The organism is Bacillus cereus group sp. Bc010 (assembly GCF_027716745.1).
Lineage (GTDB): Bacteria > Bacillota > Bacilli > Bacillales > Bacillaceae_G > Bacillus_A > Bacillus_A pacificus.
This window is the reverse complement of the sequence record NZ_JAQFUY010000007.1, coordinates 162809-182721: the sequence shown is the minus strand read 5'-3', so window position 1 is coordinate 182721 and position 19913 is coordinate 162809. Positions and strand designations below refer to the sequence as shown.

The following is a 19913-nucleotide window of genomic DNA, read 5'->3' as shown; positions in this document are numbered from 1 at the left end:
ATTTTACAAAACCAGCCATAGAATGACAACTTATCAAAATCGTCACCTTTGTCAATTCTACATTTATTACATTCTCATCGTCAAGTAGCGATTTGTCACATTATCGTCAATATATACGTGCTAATCGGAGCGAGCCTAAGTTCCTTTCCTCTAAATGAAGAAATTGGCTCTATTTTAGCTTGCTTTTCGTTTACTAACACATGCCACGTTTCTTCTTTCGGAAGTTGCACCTTTTTCGCTTCTAAACTGCTATTAAATAAAACAACAATTTCTTTCCACGGTCCAAACGACTCTACATGCTCTAAATGATATGCAAGTACTTCTGGAGATGTTTGCAAAAAAGTCATGTGCTTTTTTATAAGGTCTGCATTTTGTAACCGGAATGCTCCGTGCTCTTTACGAATCGCAATTAAACCTTTTATATAGTTAACGGTCTCTATCTCTTTCTCTTTTCGATCCCAATCTAATTGATTAATTTCATCATTTGCATTATAACTATTTTCATTTCCTTGCTTCGTACGATAAAACTCTTGCCCAGCATGTAAGAAAGGGATGCCTTGCGACAGAATCACCATTGCAGTTGCTAGCACGTGACGTTTTTTCAAAACCTCTTCCGACTCTTCATTACTGCGCATGAGTTTATCCCACATCGTCATATTGTCATGGCATTCTACATAGTTTATGCTTTGCACAGGCTCTAGAAACAAACCTGTTTCTTTCATACTCAAAAGGCTTCCTGATGCAATATACTGCAAATGATTACAGTCTACATACCCACCAAATGCAAAACCACGTTTATTTATATGAAAGGTACTCCCTTTTATCCCATCACGAAATTGATCATTAAATTGCGCAATATGTGGCATTTTCTTTGCGTTATTTAACGTTGCTTTTTCCTCTAGAGGAAGTGGTGTTTGTAGATCCCATCCTTCTCCTAATAGCAGTGCATCTCGCTTTATGTTTCGCACTTCTTTTTCTATTATATTTATTGTATCAACATCTAAAATTCCCATTAAGTCGAACCGGAATCCATCAACATTGTACTCTGTAAGCCAATATAAAATAGACTCTACAATGAATTTCCTCATCATTTTCCGTTCAGATGCTATGTCATTTCCGACTCCCGTCCCATTAGAAGGCATACCATTTTCACCATGACGAAAATAATATCCTGGGACAAGCTTTTCAAATGATGAGAGCTCTCTTTCATACACATGATTATAGACAACATCTATAATCACTCTAATACCGTGCTCATGAAATGTTTCAATTAACTGTTTACACTCTACGATCCTGTTATACGGGTCAGAGGGATTTGTAGCATAATATCCTGTTGGCGCATTGTAATATAATGGATTGTAACCCCAATTATAGGCAGAAGAAGGGTTTGCCTCATCTACACCACCGAAACAGTATAAAGGTAATAGTTCAACATGTGTAACACCTAAATCTTTTATATGAGACAAACCTGTTAACGTCCCATTTCGCCCTGTCGTTCCTTCTTCCATTAGTCCCTTATATGTTCCTTTTTTACTCACTCCACTGCCCGGATGAATAGTAGCATCACGAATATGCAGTTCATACAATATGGCATCTGTCATTGCTTGTAATGGTGGTAATTGCCCTCGCTTTGCTACATTCGTCTTTTCCAAATCAATAACAACGCCGTACTTCCCATTTACAGTCACTGATTTTGCATAAGGATCCACAGCTTCGTTCCATATTAAATTAATACAAACAAGAAATGTATACTTTTCCCCGGCTAAATCGCCTTGCAATGTATGAGCCCAAACTCCATTTTCTTCTCTGTACATTTCGTAATCTGTATATTCTTTATCACTTTTATAAATTCTTACTTTCGCAAGCCTCGCAGTTGGAGCCCATACTTTAAATGTAGTTGCTTCCTTTTGGTGTACTGCCCCTAAATCTGTACCTTCGTAATAATACTTCTCATCGAAAATCGCTGTTCTTATGACAGCACCTATTTGTAAATCTGTTTCTTCATTCCGTTCATCTCGTACTGTATAATACTTCCCCACATCTAGCGGCTCTTCTATAAAGCACTCATACTTCGTTGCATCAGGAAGCGCAATTGTATGAGCAATCGGTAAATCTTTCACGTTACTTCCTTCTTGCAAACGAAATGTCCGACTTGTTCCATACGCATGTGGGAGCAAAATTGTAATTTTATTCATTTCATCTAAATAGGCATCAAATGGACGTTTTACTTTCAACATAAAAAAATCACCATCATTCTTAAAGTTAAAATGAAACGAGCTGCAAATGATAAGGCTTTTCTTATCAGCGAAGCCCTATACAGTAACACATTGTTCTTTATAGTATATTCACCTGTATAAAAAACGTTTTCATACATTCTATTTTTGTAATTTTATTTCAGCAATTGCTTTATATTTCGGTGTCTCCTTCACGTGAGATTCGTATAAAGTAATCGTATCCGCTTGAAATGATATTTCAGGCACTTCCTTTATATGTTCTAAATCAAACTTTTCTTCTCCTACCCATTTACGTGCAACAGTAATATGCGGATGATATGGGCGCGTTTCTAAAGAAAATCCATTCTCTTCACACATAACGTGTACTTGCTTTTGCAATTGAAACAAATCTTGATTTTCGCTTACCTTTGCCCAAAAAATACGCGGCCTGTCTTCCATACCAAACGTTGAAAATCCTTGTAATGTGAACGATAGTTCTTTCATTTCTATAAGTGTTTGTAATCCATTCTTTATTCCTTCTAATTGTTCCTCTGTCGCACTACCTAAAAACGAAAGGGTAATATGATAGTCTTCTTTATGTACCCATGAACGAAAGGGTAATTCCTCTTGCATTTCCTCTTTATAGTTAGACAGCACTTCTTTTATATGATTTGGTAACGTAATTGCGACAAAATAATGCAGTTCCATGTACATCTTCTCCTTCTTTCTATTGTTGCTTTTCTTTCTTATCTCATTCCATTAACTTCCCTACAAGTCTAACCAAGTTCAGGTCGTATTAATAAAGTGAAACTTTAATCAGCCCTCACCAATCGGACTTTTATGAGCAGTTGATCCCCCCACCTAAATTCTTTGCTTTCGCTGAATTTTGAGATGGGGGTCTTACTGCCCATTAAAGCGGGATAGATGAAATGATATCGACATTTCGACAAGGAGCATCTGCTTACCAACAAACGGCACGTAATAGAAAACCGTCCCAAAGTATGTATCGGGACGGTCTTTTATTATTTATATATCCATTACTTCGCTAATTCATAAATTGCTTGCGCGTAAATTGCTGTTGCCTTTAATAAGTCTTCAATTTCAATATACTCATCTTTTTGATGCGCAAGTTCTTCTTTTCCAGGGAACAATGGGCCAAATGCAACACCAGCTTTTAACGAACGAGCGTAAGTACCGCCGCCAATTGCTAATAGCTCTGCTTTTTCACCTGTTTGTTCTTCATATACACGTTGCAACGTACGAATTAATACGTGGTCTTTATCAACATGATGCGGGCGAGAGTTCGAATAATCCGCCACTTCAAATCCATGAGTACCTACATATTCTTTTAACTTTGCAATCGTTTCTTCAAAGTTAGTCGTAACTGGGTAACGTACGTTTAATCCTAAATTGCCACCATTTTCTTTCGCATAAGAAAGGCGACCAACATTCACTGTTAACGGACCACTAACCTCATCTTTATAAGCGATAGTAGCCTTTTCACCATAAATATCACCAATAAATGTTTCTGCTACAAATGTTGCAAACGAAGCCCCTTTTCCATCAAGAGCAACTTTCGTTAAGAAGTTTGCCAGTAATAAACCTGCATTCTCGCCCTTCTCTGGAGTAGATCCGTGAGCTGAAACCCCTTTAATTTGCAACGTTACTGTATTACCTTCTACAATTGCTTCACCTATTTTTTTAGCAGTTTGTAAATACTCTTCATATGCTACTGTAAGTGCACTTACATCCTCTCCTGTAACAACCGCTTCTGCAAAATCAGGAACCATATTTAAACGGCGACCTGACTCAAATGAAACAAGTTCATATGTACCTTTCTTCTCTTCACTACCATTTTGCACAACTTGTATATCAGAAATTCCTTTTTCTGCATTAATAATTGGAAAGTCCGCGTCTGGCGCAAAACCGATTGTTGGCATTTCTTCGTTTTTAAAGTAGTGATCTACACATTTCCAATTACTTTCCTCATCTGTTCCTAAAATCATACGAACGCGTTTTGAAAGAGGTAATCCTAATTCTTTCACAATTTTCATCGCATAGTAAGCTGCCATCGTTGGGCCTTTATCGTCAATTGCACCACGTGCAAAAATCTTTCCATCACGAATATCTGCACTATATGCAGGAGTCGTCCAGCCATCGCCTTCTGGTACAACGTCAACGTGACAAAGAATACCTACTAATTCTTCTCCTTGTCCCATTTCAAGATGACCTGCATACCCTTCTAAATTTTTAGAAGTAAAACCTTCCGTTTCTCCTTTATGTAACATGAAAGATAAAGCTTTTTCTACACCTTCACCGAATGGTGCGCCCTCTTTCGCCGATTCTTCTTCCCATACACTTTTAATTTGTAAAAATTGTTGCGTATCACGAATTAAATCATCTTTTCGTTTTGCAACTTCTTCTGTCCAATTAATTGCTGACATCACGCATCCATCCTTCACTATATTGTTTCTTTCATCATAACAAACCGAAATCTCTTATGCCATATACGAAAACCAAATACCGAACAATTGTAATATTTCAGATATTTCTCATTAGTTTTTCTTTTATTTTTCTAAAAAAAATTGCAGGAATTTGGCGTTTTACGTAGAATTTTATGTGTTAGTTGACTGACCATATATACAATGTCAACTACCAATATTTTTCTATATGAATATTTGTTAAATTTCTGTAAAATTTAAGTAGATTAAAGCATGAATTTTATCATGTAGAGTACAATGGTAGTAACGACCTTCTTTCCTGAATGGGGTCAAAAAAACTAGTAGAGGAGTGGTTTTCTCTTGAAACCTACAACTACTCGTATGCTAACACGCATTAAATCAATTTATATGTACATCAATGAAAACGGAACGGTAACGACGAAAGACCTTGTAGATGAGTTCGGGATCACACCGCGAACGATACAACGTGATCTAAATGTGTTGCAGTTTAATGAACTCGTGTATAGCCCTTGCCGCGGTAAGTGGACAACAACAGGAAAGAAAGTGAGAATGACCTCATAACGAAAAATAATTGTATGTAAATAAATACATACCCCTTTCTAACTCATTAGAAAGGGGTCTTTTCTGCGCCTAAAAATAGTACTATTTCTCAGTATCTACTTGATATGTTTTTAACATCTCTACTTCTTCATCTGTTAGCTCTCGATATTGTCCAAGTTCTAGCTCTTCATCTAACACTAACGGCCCCATCTCTGTTCTCTTTAGGTAGACTACTTTTTTCCCTACCGCTTCAAACATACGCTTCACTTGATGGAATTTTCCTTCTGTAATGATAAGCTCGATTTCAGAAATATCATCGCTTTTTAATATTGTAAGTGCACCTGGCTTTGTTTCATAGCCATCATCTAAAATAACACCTTTAGCAAACTCTTTTACATCCTCTTCCGTTACTACTCCTGCAACGTGTGCATAATATTTTTTCGGCACATGCTTTTTCGGAGATAACAATTGATGTGATAACTTCCCGTCATTTGTTATTAATAAGAAACCTTCTGTATCAATATCAAGTCTTCCCACTGGGAACGGATTAAAAATCGCATCTTCTAACTCTAATAAATCTATTACCGTTTCATGATTATCATCTTCTGTCGCTGAAATAACGCCTTGTGGTTTATGCATCATTAAGTAAACAAACTCTTTATATTCCACAACTTCACCGTGAATCATAACTTCTTGTTCTTCTACATTTACATGAACCTTTGCATCTTTCACTGATATGCCATCAATTTTTACAACGCCGTCTTTCAATAATTTCTTTACTTCTTTTCTACTTCCATATCCCATATTTGCTAATAATTTATCTAATCTCACGTTCTTCACCTTCTTTATTTATCATAGAAAAGGGGACGTAATTACGCCCCTTTTGATTTCAACTTTATTTTGAATCTATTGCCAAGTTTACGTTGGATTTTCTCTAACGCTTCTCCGCCGAATACTCTTTCAAGTACTCCTGTGCGAATTGCTAACAATCCGTAAACAAGACCACCAATACTTGCACAAATCGCAACCGTAATAAGAGCGCCCATTCGGCCATCCGGTGAAATCATGAAGGATAGAATCCATTGTGATAATTTCACAGTAACGACCATTACAAGTGTTAATACTGCAATTTGGAATGTTCTCTTATATACAACACCGAATGAATAGTGTGCGTATTTTTTAATTTGTTGATTTGTGTACCAAACAGAGACTAGGAAACCAACAGCTGTTGCTAGAATCGCCCCTACTGTACCGAAATAACGAATAAAGATTACGTTACATACAAATTTCAAAATAACACCCATTATAAGTGCGATAATCGCATGCTTTTGTTGGTTAATACCTTGCAGAATTGCCGCTGTTACTATAAATAAAGCAAATAACAACGCAACCGGTGCATACCACATTAATACTTGTCCACCTAATGGATCTGAATCGTAAAATGCAGTATAAATCGGATAGGCAAGTGATGAAATACCGACAACCGCTGGCAATGTTAAGAACATATTTGCCTGGAATGTTTGTGTAATCTGTAACTTTAAATAACGGTATTGCTTTTCAGTAAATGATTTTGTAATCGCTGGTACGAGCGTTAAACTAAACGCTGTCGCAAGTGATACAGGAATCATAATTAATTTATGCGTCCACATTGTGAAAATACCGAGCGCTCGCTCTGCAATATCTCCTTGACCAATCGCTTGCATAATTGAGTTAAATGTCAATGTATCAATTTGTTGATATAAAGGAATTGTTAACCCAATTACAACGTAAGGAATCGCATATGCAAATAATTCTTTAAATAATTGAACAGTACTCACTGTCGATTCTGGTGCAGTTTGTTCAATTAAATATTGATCCAAATGTTTTTTACGTTTTAGCCAGTACCAAATGAGTACACCGAGCGCTCCAACTGCTGAAACGAATGCAGCAAATGTCGCTACCCCAACTGCTGTTGCAACTGTACCGCCAAGTACTTTAATAACAATAAAACTACCCGCTAATAAAAAGACGATACGAATAATTTGTTCAATAATTTGCGAGACAGTAGTTGGTCCCATCGATTGGTGACCTTGGAAATAACCACGAATTAAACTCGCTGCCGGTACAACAATAAGCGCAAAACTTACAAGACGAATAATCGTCGTAACTTCTCCTATATTACTGTGTACACTTTGTTTGCCAAGCATTGCTTCTGCAAACAACGGCGCCGTCATGTACAGTACTAGGAATGAAAGAACTCCTGTTACTATCATCATAACCATTCCCGAGCGGAACATTCTCCGGCTCGTTTTATAATCGCCAAGCGCATTATATTTGGAAACGAATTTTGAAACAGCAAGCGGCACCCCTGCCGTTGCAATACTTAAAAAGATCGTATATGGAATGTATCCATATGTATAGAGCGTTCCGCCTTCTGTCCCTACTAATGCATGAAACGGAAAGACGTAAATCATGCCTAAGAACTTCACTAAAAATGTCCCTAACGTAACGATAAGCGTTCCGCGCAGAAATTTCGAATCGGACATACAAAAATCCTCCTACATCTACATAAAGTGAAACTATAATTAATTTACTATTCGAGCATTCGAGAACTATTAGACTTCCCCTAACTCATAAGGTTTTAGTCCTATGGCCCACAAATAGCAGGATAGTGCTGAACTCTAACTTTTGTATTGTACCACAATTCTCTCCTTAAGCAGTACTTCACTCTATTTTTCTTTTAAGGGAAAACATGCTATTCTTTTAGGCAGGAAATGTAGAAAATGAGGTCGATATATTATGCATTATGATGTTATTGTCATCGGCGGCGGGCCTTCTGGGCTAATGGCTGCAATCGGTGCTGCAGAAGAAGGCGCAAGCGTCTTACTTCTTGATAAAGGAAATAAACTAGGGCGTAAACTTGCGATTTCTGGTGGCGGCCGCTGTAACGTAACGAACCGTCTACCACTTGATGAGATCGTTAAACATATACCAGGAAATGGCCGCTTCTTATACAGCGCTTTTTCTATTTTTAATAATGAAGATATTATTACATTCTTCGAAAATCTCGGTGTAAAACTGAAAGAAGAGGATCATGGCCGCATGTTCCCTGTTTCAAATAAAGCGCAATCGGTAGTAGACGCACTTTTAACACGATTAAAAGATTTAGGTGTAAAGATCCGCACGAATACACCTGTTGAAACGATTGAATATGAAAATGGTCAAACGAAAGCAGTCGTACTAAAGACTGGCGAAGTGCTAGAAACAAATCACGTCGTTATCGCTGTTGGCGGGAAATCTGTTCCTCAGACTGGTTCTACTGGCGACGGATATGCTTGGGCTAAAAAAGCTGGTCATACAATTACAGAATTATTCCCAACAGAAGTACCAATCCTTTCAAACGAACCATTTATTCGAGACCGTTCACTGCAAGGCCTCGCTTTACGAGATGTAAACTTAAGCGTATTAAACCCGAAAGGAAAAGCTATCATTTCTCACAAAATGGACATGCTCTTCACTCATTTCGGCCTATCTGGTCCTGCTGCCCTTCGCTGTAGTCAATTCGTTGTAAAAGCACTGAAGAAGTTCAAAACGAATACAGTGCAAATGAGCATCGATGCATTGCCAGAAGAAAATAGTGAACAACTATTCCAGCGCATGCTGAAACAAATGAAAGAAGATCCGAAAAAAGGAATTAAAAACGTTTTAAAAGGTTATGTACCTGAGCGTTACTTCCTATTCTTATTAGAAAAAAATGAAATTGATGGCAGCGAGCAAGCTGGACAAGTTTCTCATGAGAAGATTCGTGCACTTGTGAAAGACTTTAAAGAATTTACTGTAAATGTAAATGGTACGCAGTCCATTGAAAAAGCATTCGTTACTGGCGGCGGTGTATCCGTTAAAGAAATTAATCCGAAAGAAATGTCGTCTAAATTCACAAACGGCTTATATTTCTGCGGAGAAGTTCTTGATATTCACGGTTATACTGGTGGTTATAATATTACATCTGCTCTCGTTACTGGTAGAATTGCCGGAACGACAGCTGGAGAAAACGCGAAAATGAAGTATTAAAACAAGAAACAGGGATTCCTGTTTCTTTTTTTATAAGTACATGAAATTATATCAGCGATTCTACTACTTATATCGGCGATTTTTCAAATATATCAGCGATTCTACTACTTATATCGGCGATTTTTCAAATATATCGACTTACCGACAAAAAACGACAAATATCCCCTCCCCTTAACTTCCCATTGCTTTTTTGTTGCTTTATTTACCTTAGTACCTTTATATTTTATATTGTTGAATATTTGAAAAAGGGTAAGGGGAAAACATATGAGAAAAAAAGTCATGATGTCTTTAATGCTAATGACGTTTCTTTCTGCGGTAGAAGGAACGATTGTTAGTACAGCAATCCCTCGTATAACGAGTGATTTATCCGGCGTTGAACTTGTTAGCTGGGTTTACGCAATTTACATGCTTGCCACAGCGGTTTCAACTCCAATATACGGAAAGCTCGCTGATTTATTCGGCCGTAAAAAGGTTTTACTTATCGGAGCTACAATCTTTTTAATCGGTTCTGCACTTTGCGGTGTCGTTACATCGATGGAACAATTAATCTTCTTCCGCGCGCTTCAAGGTATCGGTGCTGGTGCTGTTATGCCGATCACAATGACGATTATTGGAGACTTATATAGCGAAGCGAAAGACCGCGCGAAAGCACAAGGCTGGATGAGTGCCGTTTGGGGTGTATCTGGTGTTATCGGACCGTTAGTAGGTGGATTTTTAGTTGATTCTCTTTCTTGGCGTTATATTTTCTTCTTAAACGTTCCATTTGGAATTATTGCCTGCTTAATGATTGCCATTTACTACAAAGAATCTATTAAGCCTGCTAAACACCATATCGACTATCTTGGTGCAACAGTCTTCTCATTAAGTACGATTGCTCTACTATACGCGTTATTAACAGGTAGCAGTAAGCAAAACTGGGGAGACATAACAATTATCGGCCTATTAATCTTCGCCGTCGTTTCATTCCTTATTTTCTTATTCATCGAGAAAAAATCTCCGGAACCATTAATTCCGCTAGCACTTTTCTCTAACCGTACATTATCTACGATTAATATATTAACGCTTATTGCTGGCGCAATGATTATTAGTATTACAATGTACCTTCCAATTTGGAGCCAAGGAGTATTAGGAAAAAATGCGACAGAAGCTGGACTTATTTTAATGCCAATCCCTGTTATGTGGACATTTGGCGCTATTTTCTCTGGTAACTTAGTAGGAAAATTAAAAACGAAACAAATCATTTTACTTGGGGCTAGCATTTTATCAGTCGCTACATTCTTATTATTTACATTATCAACAAACTCACCATCGTTCCTTATTTATGTGGCAGTCGGATTATTCGGCTTAGGAATGGGGCTTGTGACACCGATTTACATGGTAACAATTCAAGCAGCCGTACCAGCTCATACACGCGGAACAGCCGTTGGTTTAAACACATTTATTAATACATTTAGCCAAACGTTAGGTGCGGCAATATTCGGTACAATCTTCAATACGATGATTCACGCACGTGGTATTAAAAACCTTGATCTTGTATCTGGCGGACATGGAGGTACTACAACAAACGTAGTAACCGAATCGCAATCCGCATTAGCATCAAGTGTACACGTCATTTATATGAGTACTTTTGTATTGGCAGTATGTACATTAATTATCGCTTGGCTTTTATTGAAGCCCGCTACACAAACGAGTAAGCAATAAGAAAGAGGATGACCAAAATGGTCATCCTCTTTTTACTCCTCATTCTCCACAATATGTTTCAACATGGACAATTTATTATCCCAAAAACGTTCATAATACGAGAGCCACTGTTGTAATTCCTCTAATGGTTCTGGATGCAAGCGATATATTTTCTCTCTTCCGCTTTTTCTTCCGCTTACTAAATTCGCTTCTGAAAGAATATGAAGGTGCTTTACAACCGCAGTACGACTCATCGGAAAATGATCCGTTATTTTGGAAATCGGTAACTCTTTATCACTTAATAACCGTATTACTTCTCGGCGGGTTGGATCAGCAATTGCTTGAAACACATCATATTTCGCTGCTGATGAGGACACTTAGCCTTCGACAACCTTTTTCAGTTTTTCATTTACAATCGCTACCCAGCCTCCGCTCATTCTGTCGCGAATAATAGAGCTCTTCGCATTCGCTTTCGGAAGAATTTCATCAGGGTGTTTCCAGCCGCCGTGAATTAACGTAAATTCTGTTTTATTATCTCCTAGGTCTTTCAGATGAAATGAAACAACCCAGCCATCTGTATCCCATGAGAAAGATAGGTGATTTGGCTCATCGATTTCTAATACTTTACATGGTGATGGTCCGAATGGTGATTGTACATGAAATTCATGTCCTACCTCTAATACGAAATCATTTGGCATAAACCATGAGGCAATCCCTTCTGCAGTTGATACTACATTCCACACCTTTTGAATAGACGCGTTAAAAACGATCGTTTGTTTAATGTCAGTTAATGTATTTTGTTGTTCCATTTTCATTTTCATTCTCCTTTATTCGGCAATCAAATATAACACCTTTTAGTTTCATGTCAACGCTAACTCTTTTTTACTGTTGAGAAATTCTCAACATTTTTTCAACAGGACGAACACCCTCTGAGCATTCCCTCATAATATACTCACAAAGGCAATAAAAAATAAAAACTTTTCTCAATATGAAACTCCATCATTCATCTTGAAAGAAGCGCCTTACGTATATCATGCGTATTTCGTCTCTCCTCCTTCCCTCAGGGACACTACGCGAGATATGAAAAATCAGAAGGAATATGCCCACCATTTGAGTAGGTAGTTATTTCTCTTCTCCTCAACATTTCCTCAGGAGCGAAATGACTACCGACTCACTTTTTCAAACAAAAATAAAAAGGGGATGAAAGCTATGTTCTATTGCATTAACTGCTCTGACATTCACCATGAAAAACATCCGAATGATAAAGTATTCAAAAACGGTTTTTATATTGATCCATTTTTAGGTGATCGTTATCACCTTGGTATGTGTAAAGATGCCCAAAATCATCAGACAGGGGAGCCTCTTTTAACTACAAAGCAATTAGGCACAACCCAATCTATTATGAACGTATTACCGACACATGTTGTCCCAACATAAAGCATAAAAAAGAGCTGGCTCACCCAGCTCTTTTTTATGCTTTATAAACGATCATTGCTGAAAAACAATAAATTTGGTTTTCGTCATCATTAATAGAAACACCGACTTGGTACTTAATATCTACAAAGTTACTATCATCAATCTTTTTCAAAAAAACATTTACAGCGTCTTCTAAGTCTTTTTCGTGACTTTCATCAAACACTTTCACACGAATCATGTTAACACCATCCTAGATCGCAGCCCTCCGCCGCTTGATTATTGCCACGGTGCGTATCTATGATGCGATAAAACTTTCCGTCTTCATATATATATCCGTCTTCTAACACATATTGTTTACCTTCAGTATAGACATAAAACTTACCTATCATAAATTTACTCGTATATAATTCCAAATAATCTGGCCTAAATTTAGCTACAACTTTATTTGTAATATCAATTTTTATTGTGCGCCCCACCTTCTCTCCCTCCTTTGCAAAGAACGGATTTAGGTATATTGTATTAGCGATTTTACATTTTATGCTTAAAAATAAGTGGATATGCCTCCTTTCTCCGCCTGTACTATTTTTCTAACAAAATCATCAATAAGTAAAAGCAAAAAAATATATATAAAAGGAACTTTTACTTATTGACTCAAATATAATTATTATGGTATTATATAAAATTTGACATTCCCATTCACTTATGCTATCATTAAAGATGGTTACCACATATGGAGGTGGATGATTTGTTTCAAATTGGTGATAAAATCGTTTATCCAATGAACGGCGCAGGAGTCATCGAAGCCATTGAAGAGAAAGAAATATTAGGAACAACACGTCAATATTGTGTAATACGTATCATTAGTAAAGATATGCAAGTAATGCTTCCGATGGATCAATTACAAAAATCAGGTATTCGTTATATCGTAGATAAAGGTACGTTAGATGATATACTTCTTGAATTTCAAAACGGGGAATCAGATACATCACTTTCCTGGAAACAAAGATATACAATGAATATGGAAAAAATGAAAAACGGCAATCTGCAAGATAGTGCAGAAGTTGTTCGAGATTTACTTCGCCGCAATAAAGAGAGAGCTTTAAATGCGAGCGAAAAACAAATGCTAGATAACGCCCGAAAAATGATGATTAGTGAAGTTGCACTCGTACAAAATGTTTCTGAACATCAAGCAACAGAATATCTTCAAGACACTATTAATCACTAAATTTAAAATAGCTGGCCGCTATTTTTTTTGTGTAAAAAAAGGACGAAGAGTTTTATCTCTTCGTCCTTTTCTATTACCCACGCCCAGCTTGAAACGATGGATATAACGTCATTCCACCATCTGCAAATAGCGTAATTCCAGTTACATAACTCGCCTCTGAGGAAGCGAGCCACGTTGCTACCGCTGCAATTTCTTCTGGTTTTCCAATATAGCCCATCGGTATCATACTTTCTACGTCAGCACGTTTTTTAGGATCAGCAAACTTTTCTGCATTGATCGGCGTATTAATTGCACCTGGTCCTATATTATTTACTCGAATACCTTTTGGCGCATATTCCATCGCTAACGTTTCTGTCATCAGTTTCATACCGCCCTTACTTGCTGCATAGTGCACGAACAAGGGCCACGGAATTTTCTCATGAACACTAGACATATTAATGACAGACCCTTTAATATCATGTTCTACAAAATATTTAATCGCTTCTCGGCTTCCTAAAAAAGCACCTGTTAAATTTGTGTTAATTACCCGATTCCAATCTTCAAGCGGCATTTCATGCGATGGTACCGCATTTTCTATCCCGGCATTATTAATCATAACGTCAAGCGTACCAAACTCTTTTACAGCAGATTGAATGAGATTCACCACATCTGATTCGACTGTTACATCACCTTTTACAGCAATCGCTTCTCCGCCTACCTTTTTAATTTCTTCTAACACATCATTCGCTTCTGATTCTCGTGAGCGATAGTTAATTACTACTTTTGCTTTCTCCGCAGCAAACCTTACTCCTATCGCTCTTCCAAGACCAGTTGCTGATCCTGTAATAACGACAACCTTTCCTGCTAAATCACTATACATTCCAATACCTCCTTTAACTTTTTGCTATACCTAACATAATTCCGGCTGCAATAATAAAAACGATACCGACAACAATCCCTGTTAATTGGCGTTTCGTTTTTCTTTCACCTAATATAAGAATCCCGCCAAGCGTCGAAATAATAATTCCCATTTGCGATAGCGAAAAACTTGTTGCCACTCCGACACGCGGTTGCGAAATGAATAAAAACATATTTCCAGCTGCCCAAATTAATCCTGGAATAATATTTCGTATTGCATATTTATTAAATGGATGATGTTTAAACGTAAGCAAAATCCCTCCTAACACCATACCAACTGCTTGTGGCAACAAAGCTGACCAACCATCTACGTTAAACAGTCTAATCACTACTACGTAAACTAAATAACCGACTGTTGAAATCAATAAAATGATAATGCCCCTTTTAAAATTCCCCGCTTGCTCTGCATTCTTTTCTTCTTCACTTTGAAGCGATGTTAAAATAACACCAATAATAATACAAACGAGAGCCAATACACCAAGGACGACTGATATTGTTGTGGACCACTCATGAAATACGATGACTCCAAATAAAGTTGTCGCAACTAATTGAAGTCCTGTTGAAATGGGCATCGTCCTTGAAACGCCCATTAAATCAATACTTTTTAATTGATTCGCCTGACCAAGCGCCCAAAATAAACCTGATACAATCCCAACTCCGATAACAGTAGGAGTCAATACTGGTTTCATAAAAATATAAACAACAATTGAGAAAATAAGTGCGCCAAACGTTGTTCCGAGCGTTTGGCTATAAGGCCCTCCGCCCAGTTTCACGTTAAATAGCACAATACTTCCCCAAAATATAGCTGGTAAAATCGCTAAAAATATATCCATCGCTCATTACCTTTCTTTACTAAATGTCATAGGTTATCACTCTGAATCAGTAGAGTGAGCTTTTATTTTTTCAACCTTTTCTGCAATAGCACCAGAAACATTCTTTTCCCGCTCCACTTTCTGTATCTTTACGTGATCTAAATGATCCTCCAAAGTAAGTGTAACTTTATCATTCGGCGGATTATGCGCACCTTGGAACGTAAGAAATTGTAGCGTAATTTCAAATCTAGGAACGAACTCACCGTTCTTGCCGAGACGCTTTATATTTATAACTGAAGCACATTCATATTGATCTTCTGTCACTTGCCTAATAACTGAATAGTACCTATTCGATAGTGCACTCTCTAAAAGTTGTTCTCTTGATTCTTTTGCGAAAGAATCACTTGGAGAAGAGAAAAAAGCCACACATAGCATTGTTATAACTGCACATATTTTTTTCATAGTTCCCTCCTTGTTCTATACATTAGTGTTCTCAAAACTGCCATAAAAAAACGACTTTCCCTATGTAGGAAAGTCGTTTTAATAAATCCAATATTAACCACCGCTCACTGGTGGGATAAGTGCAACAACATCACCAGATTGAATCGTATCATCTTCATTTGCATATTCTTCATTAATCGCAACCATAATTGGTGTCGATACTGGCACATTATATTCAGTTGCAACAATATCTTTTAACTCTGCAACCGTAATATTTTCTTTCTCTATTTGTAATTCACTTCTTCCTGCTTCTTCTTGCAAGTTCGCAAATAACAATACTCGAATCATACTTATAACTCCTTCCCAGGCTCTCCCGCCGGATATGGCGTTTTTTCTAATTGATCGCCAATCCAAGAGTCTCCATCTTCCCAAAACTCTTTTTTCCAAATCGGAACAATTTGTTTTATGCGTTCCATAATATATTCATTTGCTTCATAAGCCGCTTTACGATGCGGCGTTGAAACAGCCACAACAACCGCGATATCAGAAATTTGCAGTGTACCGATGCGATGTGTAATCGCAACGTGTGTACCTGGCCATTTCTCTTTCACTTCTAATCCGATTTTCTCTAGCATCTTTTCTGCCATCGTTTTATAAGCGACATATTCTAAGTATAATGTACGACGCCCTTTCGTAAACTCTCTAACCGTTCCAATAAATGTTGTAACAGCACCACATTCGCGGCGAATAACCTTATTCGCTACCTTTTCAATTGAAATTTCTGTATCAATTACTTCATAATACGTATTTGTCATTTCGCACTGCTACTAAAAATATAGACAAATGTATATTCTTAGAGTATTCCTGCTTCTACGTGCCCTGCCTCGCTAATCACTCTTGCTACTACAGTTTGCTGTGACACTCCACAGGCGTAAATTCCGATGTAGCCCACCGTACATATATACAATCTATTTACGTTAGTATTGTATATTTTTTTGCTTGTAAAAGGTTGATTGACGCATTCAAATCTCTATCCATTACATTTCCACAATCACATGTATATACTCGGTCAGACAGCTTTAAATCCGACTTTTTTTGACCGCAACATGAACATATTTTAGAGGATGGATAGAATCTGTCCACTTGCCGTAGTTCAATTCCATATTCCCTACATTTCGTTGATAACCATGTTTTAAAAGCATAAAAACATTGTTGCGCTACAGCTTTAGATAGATGTTTGTTCTTCATCATACCTTTCACATTCAAATCTTCTACTGTAATAAACGTTGGCTTGGTTTTCACCACATCATTTACAATAGACTTTACATACGCTAATCGAATATTTGCTAGCCTAGCATGTAGTTTTTGCACCCTAAGAATATTTTTGTTTATATTCGCTCTTTTATTAGTAACAGGTTGTTCACCTCTCTTTCTTATATTTTCAAATTTGCGTGATAAAGAGCGTTGTTCACGTTTTAACCGTTTTTCTATCTTTTTTACTTGTACTGTTCTATTTATATTTTTGTGAGTTTTTCCATCGCTACGTACAGCGAAGTCTTTAATTCCCAAATCAATTCCTATACCTACTGCATTGAGAATTGAATTTGGTTTTACCTCTTTCACTTCACAGAGTATAGAAACATAGTATCTTCTTCCTTTTGGGTTTCGGTAAGCAGTTAAAGCACCTTGATTGTCCCACCTTCGTAATGTCTTAACAGAAACATTAAGAAGCATTTCTGAAAATTCTTTCGGTTTATATTGTTTCATAAGTACTTTTTTATTATATATGCCTACTTTTGTCTATGTTTTTGTTTACTGTTTCTTTCTCCTTACCGTTTGTACAAACCAATCTATATACAAATCTTCTTCTGTTATATGAAATACTTTATATTCTTCTCGTAAGTGTGCAGGAGCATCATACCACGTAATAACCGCTACTATATTTTCTACTTTATGTAAAAGTTCAACGTCTTCTTCAGAACGAAGTAACACCACTTTCGGATAGCTCTCTTTTTTATAGCCCTCGATTACAATTGTATCTACTTCAAAAAACTCATATAGGCGAATAATTTCTTGCAAAGACCATTCTTCTCTTAATGACGACATGGAAAGTAATCCAGCGCCTTCTACACTACTTACGATCGCACCGGCCTTTCGGTGCCTTTCACTATCTTTTTGCGCTACTTCTGGAAAACCTCCGTGTCCGTGATGTTTAATGGTAGCAACTTTTATTTCACTTTCGGCTAATGCATGCACCAATTTCTCAACAAGTGTTGTTTTCCCACTATTTTGATACCCTACTATTTGTAAGATTGAAGGGGCTTTGCCCATGGCCAATCACATCCCTCAGCGTGCTCTAACAATAATACAGACACTTTCATCCCTGCCTCAAAGCCTCTCGTTCCTCCAGGTAACACAATAAAAGCATTCGCATCTGCAAGTGAAGATACCGCACTCGATTTATCTAAACCGACCGGCATCGCTTGTAATGCCCCGTCCACGATTGTCACCTTTGCTCTTACAAAACGATTAAACGGATTCGGCTTTGGAAAATCCTTTTGTAAAATAGCATCTGCTCTATATACGTGAGGTTCTTTCGCATACAAATATGTTTTTATAACCGGATGCACAAATAGCTCAAATCCTACGTAACAAGCTGACGGATTCCCTGATAAACCGAAAAGTAACTTTCCATCAACTTCAGCTACGGTCGTTACACTTCCTGGTCTCATCGCTATTTTATTAAAGAGTACATTCGCTTGTAATCTTTCATAAATAGCTGGCAAGTAGTCATAATCTCCTACCGACACACCGCCTGTCGTAATTAAAATATCAACTTCATCCATCGCTGATTGAACAGCTGTAAAACATGCATCCAACTCGTCGGCAAGTTGGCCATAATACCGAACTTTACCTCCAGCTTTCATAATTTGAGCAGCAATCATATAAGAGTTACTATTTCTAATTTTCCCCGGCTGTAACGACTCATGTACTTCTAACAATTCACTTCCTGTCGTCACAATACCAACAACAGGCTGTTTTACAACTTTCACAGTACTATATCCAAACGTCGCTAATAAGGCCGCAACACCTGGATTGATTGCAACCCCTTTCTGAACGAGAACTTGATTTTGCTTTATATCTTCTCCTTTAAATGACACATTGTCACCACTATGAAACGGACGCTTTAACTTCATATATGTTTTTCCATCCTTCTCAAAACCTTCCGTCAGCTCTAGCATGACGACTGCATTACAATCCGCTGGAATAGCTGCTCCTGTCATAATACGAACCGCCTGAAAAGATCCTACTGCATCTAGAAAAACAGACCCCGCTCCGATTTCTCCTATTACTTCAAACTCAATTGCATTCTCTTGATTTGCTTCTTTCGTATCTTCCGCTCGAATTGCGAAACCATCGTAAGGAGAACGATCAAAATGAGGAACGTCATGATCAGAGACAACATCCTCCCCAAGAATTCTCCCGTAACTTTCCGTAATAGAAACCTCTTCTACTTCACCAATTTTCGCATATTCCATTACTCTCTCTACTGCCTCAGCAACTTGAATCGGAATTCGTTTTTCTACCATCGTTTCTCACCCCATATTTGCAATTTTTTTTATCTCGATTAAACTTTATATATTAAATAGAAATTACTTCAAGGAGGAATTCCATGTCTTCATTCACACACTTTAATGACCAAGGACGCGCGAAAATGGTTGATATAAGCGACAAAAAAGCAACCGTTCGAACAGCAATTGCGTGCTCTAGCATTGTCGTTACAAAAGAAATTTACGATAAAATCTCTCATAATGAAATTGGGAAAGGTGACGTATTAGCAGTTGCACAAATCGCTGGTATTATGGCTGCAAAACGCACTTCTGACATTATCCCAATGTGCCATCCTTTATTATTAAAAGGTGTTGACGTTTCTTTCGATTGGAAACAATCCGATGAACAATATCGATTACTGATTGAAGTAAAAGTTAAAACAGAAGGTAGCACCGGTGTTGAGATGGAAGCTTTAACAGCTGCTTCCGCTACCGCTCTTACTGTGTACGATATGTGTAAAGCTGTTGATAAAGGTATGATTATTGGCGAAACGTACTTACTTGAAAAAACAGGTGGAAAAAGTGGAGATTATGCGAGAAAGTCTTAACCTTCTCCCTGTTGAACC

Annotated in this window: 23 protein-coding genes; 6 read left to right on the top strand and 17 right to left on the bottom strand. The window is 37.5% G+C overall.

Translation table 11 applies throughout. The annotated features are described in order from the left end of the window. Positions 1 to 95 precede the first annotated feature (95 nt). From pulA to pepV, 3 genes are all read right to left on the bottom strand, one after another. The gene (gene pulA / locus PDQ68_RS11600) at positions 96 to 2237 is read right to left on the bottom strand and encodes a type I pullulanase (protein ID WP_061183151.1); all 2142 of its coding nucleotides are present in this window, start codon (positions 2235 to 2237) and stop codon (positions 96 to 98) included. 138 nt (positions 2238 to 2375) lie between these two features. Continuing rightward, positions 2376 to 2921 (bottom strand): RNA 2',3'-cyclic phosphodiesterase, encoded by a 546-nt coding sequence (gene thpR / locus PDQ68_RS11595; protein WP_000419001.1) that lies wholly within the window; start codon positions 2919 to 2921, stop codon positions 2376 to 2378. A 329-nt stretch (positions 2922 to 3250) separates the two neighbouring features. Further along, the gene (gene pepV / locus PDQ68_RS11590) at positions 3251 to 4657 is read right to left on the bottom strand and encodes a dipeptidase PepV (protein WP_061183150.1); all 1407 of its coding nucleotides are present in this window, start codon (positions 4655 to 4657) and stop codon (positions 3251 to 3253) included. A 357-nt stretch (positions 4658 to 5014) separates the two neighbouring features. Here pepV and PDQ68_RS11585 point away from each other — a divergent pair, with 357 nt between their 5' ends. Next, positions 5015 to 5236 (top strand): DeoR family transcriptional regulator, encoded by a 222-nt coding sequence (locus tag PDQ68_RS11585; RefSeq protein ID WP_000805512.1) that lies wholly within the window; start codon positions 5015 to 5017, stop codon positions 5234 to 5236. Between the two features lie 81 nt (positions 5237 to 5317). Here the strand turns inward: PDQ68_RS11585 and PDQ68_RS11580 are convergent, their stop codons facing one another. Together PDQ68_RS11580 and PDQ68_RS11575 are read right to left on the bottom strand one after the other, a co-directional pair. Then, on the bottom strand, positions 5318 to 6046 hold the full coding sequence (locus PDQ68_RS11580; RefSeq protein WP_061183149.1) for a pseudouridine synthase: 729 nt from the start codon (positions 6044 to 6046) through the stop codon (positions 5318 to 5320). Between the two features lie 41 nt (positions 6047 to 6087). Beyond that, the gene (locus tag PDQ68_RS11575) at positions 6088 to 7740 is read right to left on the bottom strand and encodes a putative polysaccharide biosynthesis protein (RefSeq protein WP_061183148.1); all 1653 of its coding nucleotides are present in this window, start codon (positions 7738 to 7740) and stop codon (positions 6088 to 6090) included. A gap of 253 nt (positions 7741 to 7993) precedes the next feature. On the opposite strand from PDQ68_RS11575, the gene PDQ68_RS11570 reads away from it, so the two are divergent. Together PDQ68_RS11570 and PDQ68_RS11565 are read left to right on the top strand one after the other, a co-directional pair. Next, entirely contained in the window at positions 7994 to 9265 is a 1272-nt protein-coding gene (locus tag PDQ68_RS11570; RefSeq protein WP_016718699.1) for a BaiN/RdsA family NAD(P)/FAD-dependent oxidoreductase, read from the top strand. 264 nt (positions 9266 to 9529) lie between these two features. Continuing rightward, on the top strand, positions 9530 to 10966 hold the full coding sequence (locus tag PDQ68_RS11565; RefSeq protein ID WP_061183147.1) for an MDR family MFS transporter: 1437 nt from the start codon (positions 9530 to 9532) through the stop codon (positions 10964 to 10966). Positions 10967 to 10998: 32 nt separating this feature from the next. On the opposite strand, the gene PDQ68_RS11560 is transcribed toward PDQ68_RS11565, so the two are convergent. Together PDQ68_RS11560 and PDQ68_RS11555 are read right to left on the bottom strand one after the other, a co-directional pair. Beyond that, a complete protein-coding gene (locus tag PDQ68_RS11560; RefSeq protein ID WP_000098837.1) occupies positions 10999 to 11322 on the bottom strand; it encodes an ArsR/SmtB family transcription factor in 324 nt (107 codons plus the stop codon). Beyond that, positions 11323 to 11754, bottom strand: a complete 432-nt coding sequence (locus PDQ68_RS11555) for an SRPBCC family protein (RefSeq protein WP_000437775.1) — start codon at positions 11752 to 11754, stop codon at positions 11323 to 11325. A gap of 400 nt (positions 11755 to 12154) precedes the next feature. Between PDQ68_RS11555 and PDQ68_RS11550 the strand changes: the two genes are divergently transcribed. Continuing rightward, positions 12155 to 12382, top strand: a complete 228-nt coding sequence (locus PDQ68_RS11550; RefSeq protein ID WP_000498992.1) for a DUF3973 domain-containing protein — start codon at positions 12155 to 12157, stop codon at positions 12380 to 12382. Positions 12383 to 12416: 34 nt separating this feature from the next. On the opposite strand, the gene PDQ68_RS11545 is transcribed toward PDQ68_RS11550, so the two are convergent. Further along, positions 12417 to 12599, bottom strand: coding sequence for a sporulation protein Cse60 (locus PDQ68_RS11545; protein ID WP_000621751.1), 183 nt, complete (start codon positions 12597 to 12599; stop codon positions 12417 to 12419). A gap of 1 nt (position 12600) precedes the next feature. Further along, the gene (locus PDQ68_RS11540) at positions 12601 to 12837 is read right to left on the bottom strand and encodes a DUF2553 family protein (protein ID WP_000533800.1); all 237 of its coding nucleotides are present in this window, start codon (positions 12835 to 12837) and stop codon (positions 12601 to 12603) included. Positions 12838 to 13091: 254 nt separating this feature from the next. On the opposite strand from PDQ68_RS11540, the gene PDQ68_RS11535 reads away from it, so the two are divergent. Next, positions 13092 to 13586 carry a CarD family transcriptional regulator gene (locus PDQ68_RS11535; protein WP_001993652.1) on the top strand — a complete coding sequence of 165 codons (495 nt, stop codon included), beginning with the start codon at positions 13092 to 13094 and terminating at the stop codon, positions 13584 to 13586. Between the two features lie 73 nt (positions 13587 to 13659). Here the strand turns inward: PDQ68_RS11535 and PDQ68_RS11530 are convergent, their stop codons facing one another. The 8 genes from PDQ68_RS11530 to moeA all read right to left on the bottom strand — a co-directional run bounded on the left by PDQ68_RS11530 (position 13660) and on the right by moeA (position 19326). After that, the gene (locus tag PDQ68_RS11530) at positions 13660 to 14445 is read right to left on the bottom strand and encodes a glucose 1-dehydrogenase (RefSeq protein WP_000286661.1); all 786 of its coding nucleotides are present in this window, start codon (positions 14443 to 14445) and stop codon (positions 13660 to 13662) included. Between the two features lie 13 nt (positions 14446 to 14458). Beyond that, complete coding sequence (glcU, locus tag PDQ68_RS11525) at positions 14459 to 15316, bottom strand: glucose uptake protein GlcU (protein WP_000350851.1); 858 nt, start codon at positions 15314 to 15316, stop codon at positions 14459 to 14461. Positions 15317 to 15352: 36 nt separating this feature from the next. Beyond that, entirely contained in the window at positions 15353 to 15757 is a 405-nt protein-coding gene (locus tag PDQ68_RS11520; protein ID WP_270786716.1) for a DUF3888 domain-containing protein, read from the bottom strand. Between the two features lie 93 nt (positions 15758 to 15850). Further along, a complete protein-coding gene (gene moaD / locus PDQ68_RS11515; RefSeq protein ID WP_061183145.1) occupies positions 15851 to 16084 on the bottom strand; it encodes a molybdopterin converting factor subunit 1 in 234 nt (77 codons plus the stop codon). 2 nt (positions 16085 to 16086) lie between these two features. Continuing rightward, entirely contained in the window at positions 16087 to 16551 is a 465-nt protein-coding gene (gene moaE / locus PDQ68_RS11510; RefSeq protein ID WP_061183144.1) for a molybdopterin synthase catalytic subunit MoaE, read from the bottom strand. Between the two features lie 157 nt (positions 16552 to 16708). After that, positions 16709 to 17503 carry an RNA-guided endonuclease TnpB family protein gene (locus PDQ68_RS11505; RefSeq protein WP_016718702.1) on the bottom strand — a complete coding sequence of 265 codons (795 nt, stop codon included), beginning with the start codon at positions 17501 to 17503 and terminating at the stop codon, positions 16709 to 16711. A gap of 45 nt (positions 17504 to 17548) precedes the next feature. Continuing rightward, a complete protein-coding gene (mobB, locus tag PDQ68_RS11500; protein WP_016718703.1) occupies positions 17549 to 18067 on the bottom strand; it encodes a molybdopterin-guanine dinucleotide biosynthesis protein B in 519 nt (172 codons plus the stop codon). Next, positions 18037 to 19326: a molybdopterin molybdotransferase MoeA gene (moeA, locus tag PDQ68_RS11495; protein WP_061183143.1), complete on the bottom strand. Its 1290-nt coding sequence runs from the start codon at positions 19324 to 19326 to the stop codon at positions 18037 to 18039. The genes mobB and moeA overlap by 31 nt, the downstream gene beginning before the upstream one ends. A gap of 83 nt (positions 19327 to 19409) precedes the next feature. On the opposite strand from moeA, the gene moaC reads away from it, so the two are divergent. Continuing rightward, positions 19410 to 19895, top strand: coding sequence for a cyclic pyranopterin monophosphate synthase MoaC (moaC, locus tag PDQ68_RS11490; RefSeq protein ID WP_000094140.1), 486 nt, complete (start codon positions 19410 to 19412; stop codon positions 19893 to 19895). Positions 19896 to 19913 lie beyond the last annotated feature (18 nt).

Coding starts and splice junctions, on each gene's coding strand:
- pulA (WP_061183151.1), bottom strand. CDS start 2,237: ATGTTGAAAGTAAAACGTCCATTTGATGCCTATTTAGATGAAATGAAT.
- thpR (WP_000419001.1), bottom strand. CDS start 2,921: ATGGAACTGCATTATTTTGTCGCAATTACGTTACCAAATCATATAAAA.
- pepV (WP_061183150.1), bottom strand. CDS start 4,657: ATGTCAGCAATTAATTGGACAGAAGAAGTTGCAAAACGAAAAGATGAT.
- PDQ68_RS11575 (WP_061183148.1), bottom strand. CDS start 7,740: ATGTCCGATTCGAAATTTCTGCGCGGAACGCTTATCGTTACGTTAGGG.
- PDQ68_RS11570 (WP_016718699.1), top strand. CDS start 7,994: ATGCATTATGATGTTATTGTCATCGGCGGCGGGCCTTCTGGGCTAATG.
- PDQ68_RS11565 (WP_061183147.1), top strand. CDS start 9,530: ATGAGAAAAAAAGTCATGATGTCTTTAATGCTAATGACGTTTCTTTCT.
- PDQ68_RS11555 (WP_000437775.1), bottom strand. CDS start 11,754: ATGGAACAACAAAATACATTAACTGACATTAAACAAACGATCGTTTTT.
- PDQ68_RS11550 (WP_000498992.1), top strand. CDS start 12,155: ATGTTCTATTGCATTAACTGCTCTGACATTCACCATGAAAAACATCCG.
- PDQ68_RS11545 (WP_000621751.1), bottom strand. CDS start 12,599: ATGATTCGTGTGAAAGTGTTTGATGAAAGTCACGAAAAAGACTTAGAA.
- PDQ68_RS11535 (WP_001993652.1), top strand. CDS start 13,092: ATGGAGGTGGATGATTTGTTTCAAATTGGTGATAAAATCGTTTATCCA.
- PDQ68_RS11530 (WP_000286661.1), bottom strand. CDS start 14,445: ATGTATAGTGATTTAGCAGGAAAGGTTGTCGTTATTACAGGATCAGCA.
- glcU (WP_000350851.1), bottom strand. CDS start 15,316: ATGGATATATTTTTAGCGATTTTACCAGCTATATTTTGGGGAAGTATT.
- PDQ68_RS11520 (WP_270786716.1), bottom strand. CDS start 15,757: ATGAAAAAAATATGTGCAGTTATAACAATGCTATGTGTGGCTTTTTTC.
- moaD (WP_061183145.1), bottom strand. CDS start 16,084: ATGATTCGAGTATTGTTATTTGCGAACTTGCAAGAAGAAGCAGGAAGA.
- moaE (WP_061183144.1), bottom strand. CDS start 16,551: ATGACAAATACGTATTATGAAGTAATTGATACAGAAATTTCAATTGAA.
- PDQ68_RS11505 (WP_016718702.1), bottom strand. CDS start 17,503: ATGAAACAATATAAACCGAAAGAATTTTCAGAAATGCTTCTTAATGTT.
- mobB (WP_016718703.1), bottom strand. CDS start 18,067: ATGGGCAAAGCCCCTTCAATCTTACAAATAGTAGGGTATCAAAATAGT.
- moeA (WP_061183143.1), bottom strand. CDS start 19,326: ATGGTAGAAAAACGAATTCCGATTCAAGTTGCTGAGGCAGTAGAGAGA.
- moaC (WP_000094140.1), top strand. CDS start 19,410: ATGTCTTCATTCACACACTTTAATGACCAAGGACGCGCGAAAATGGTT.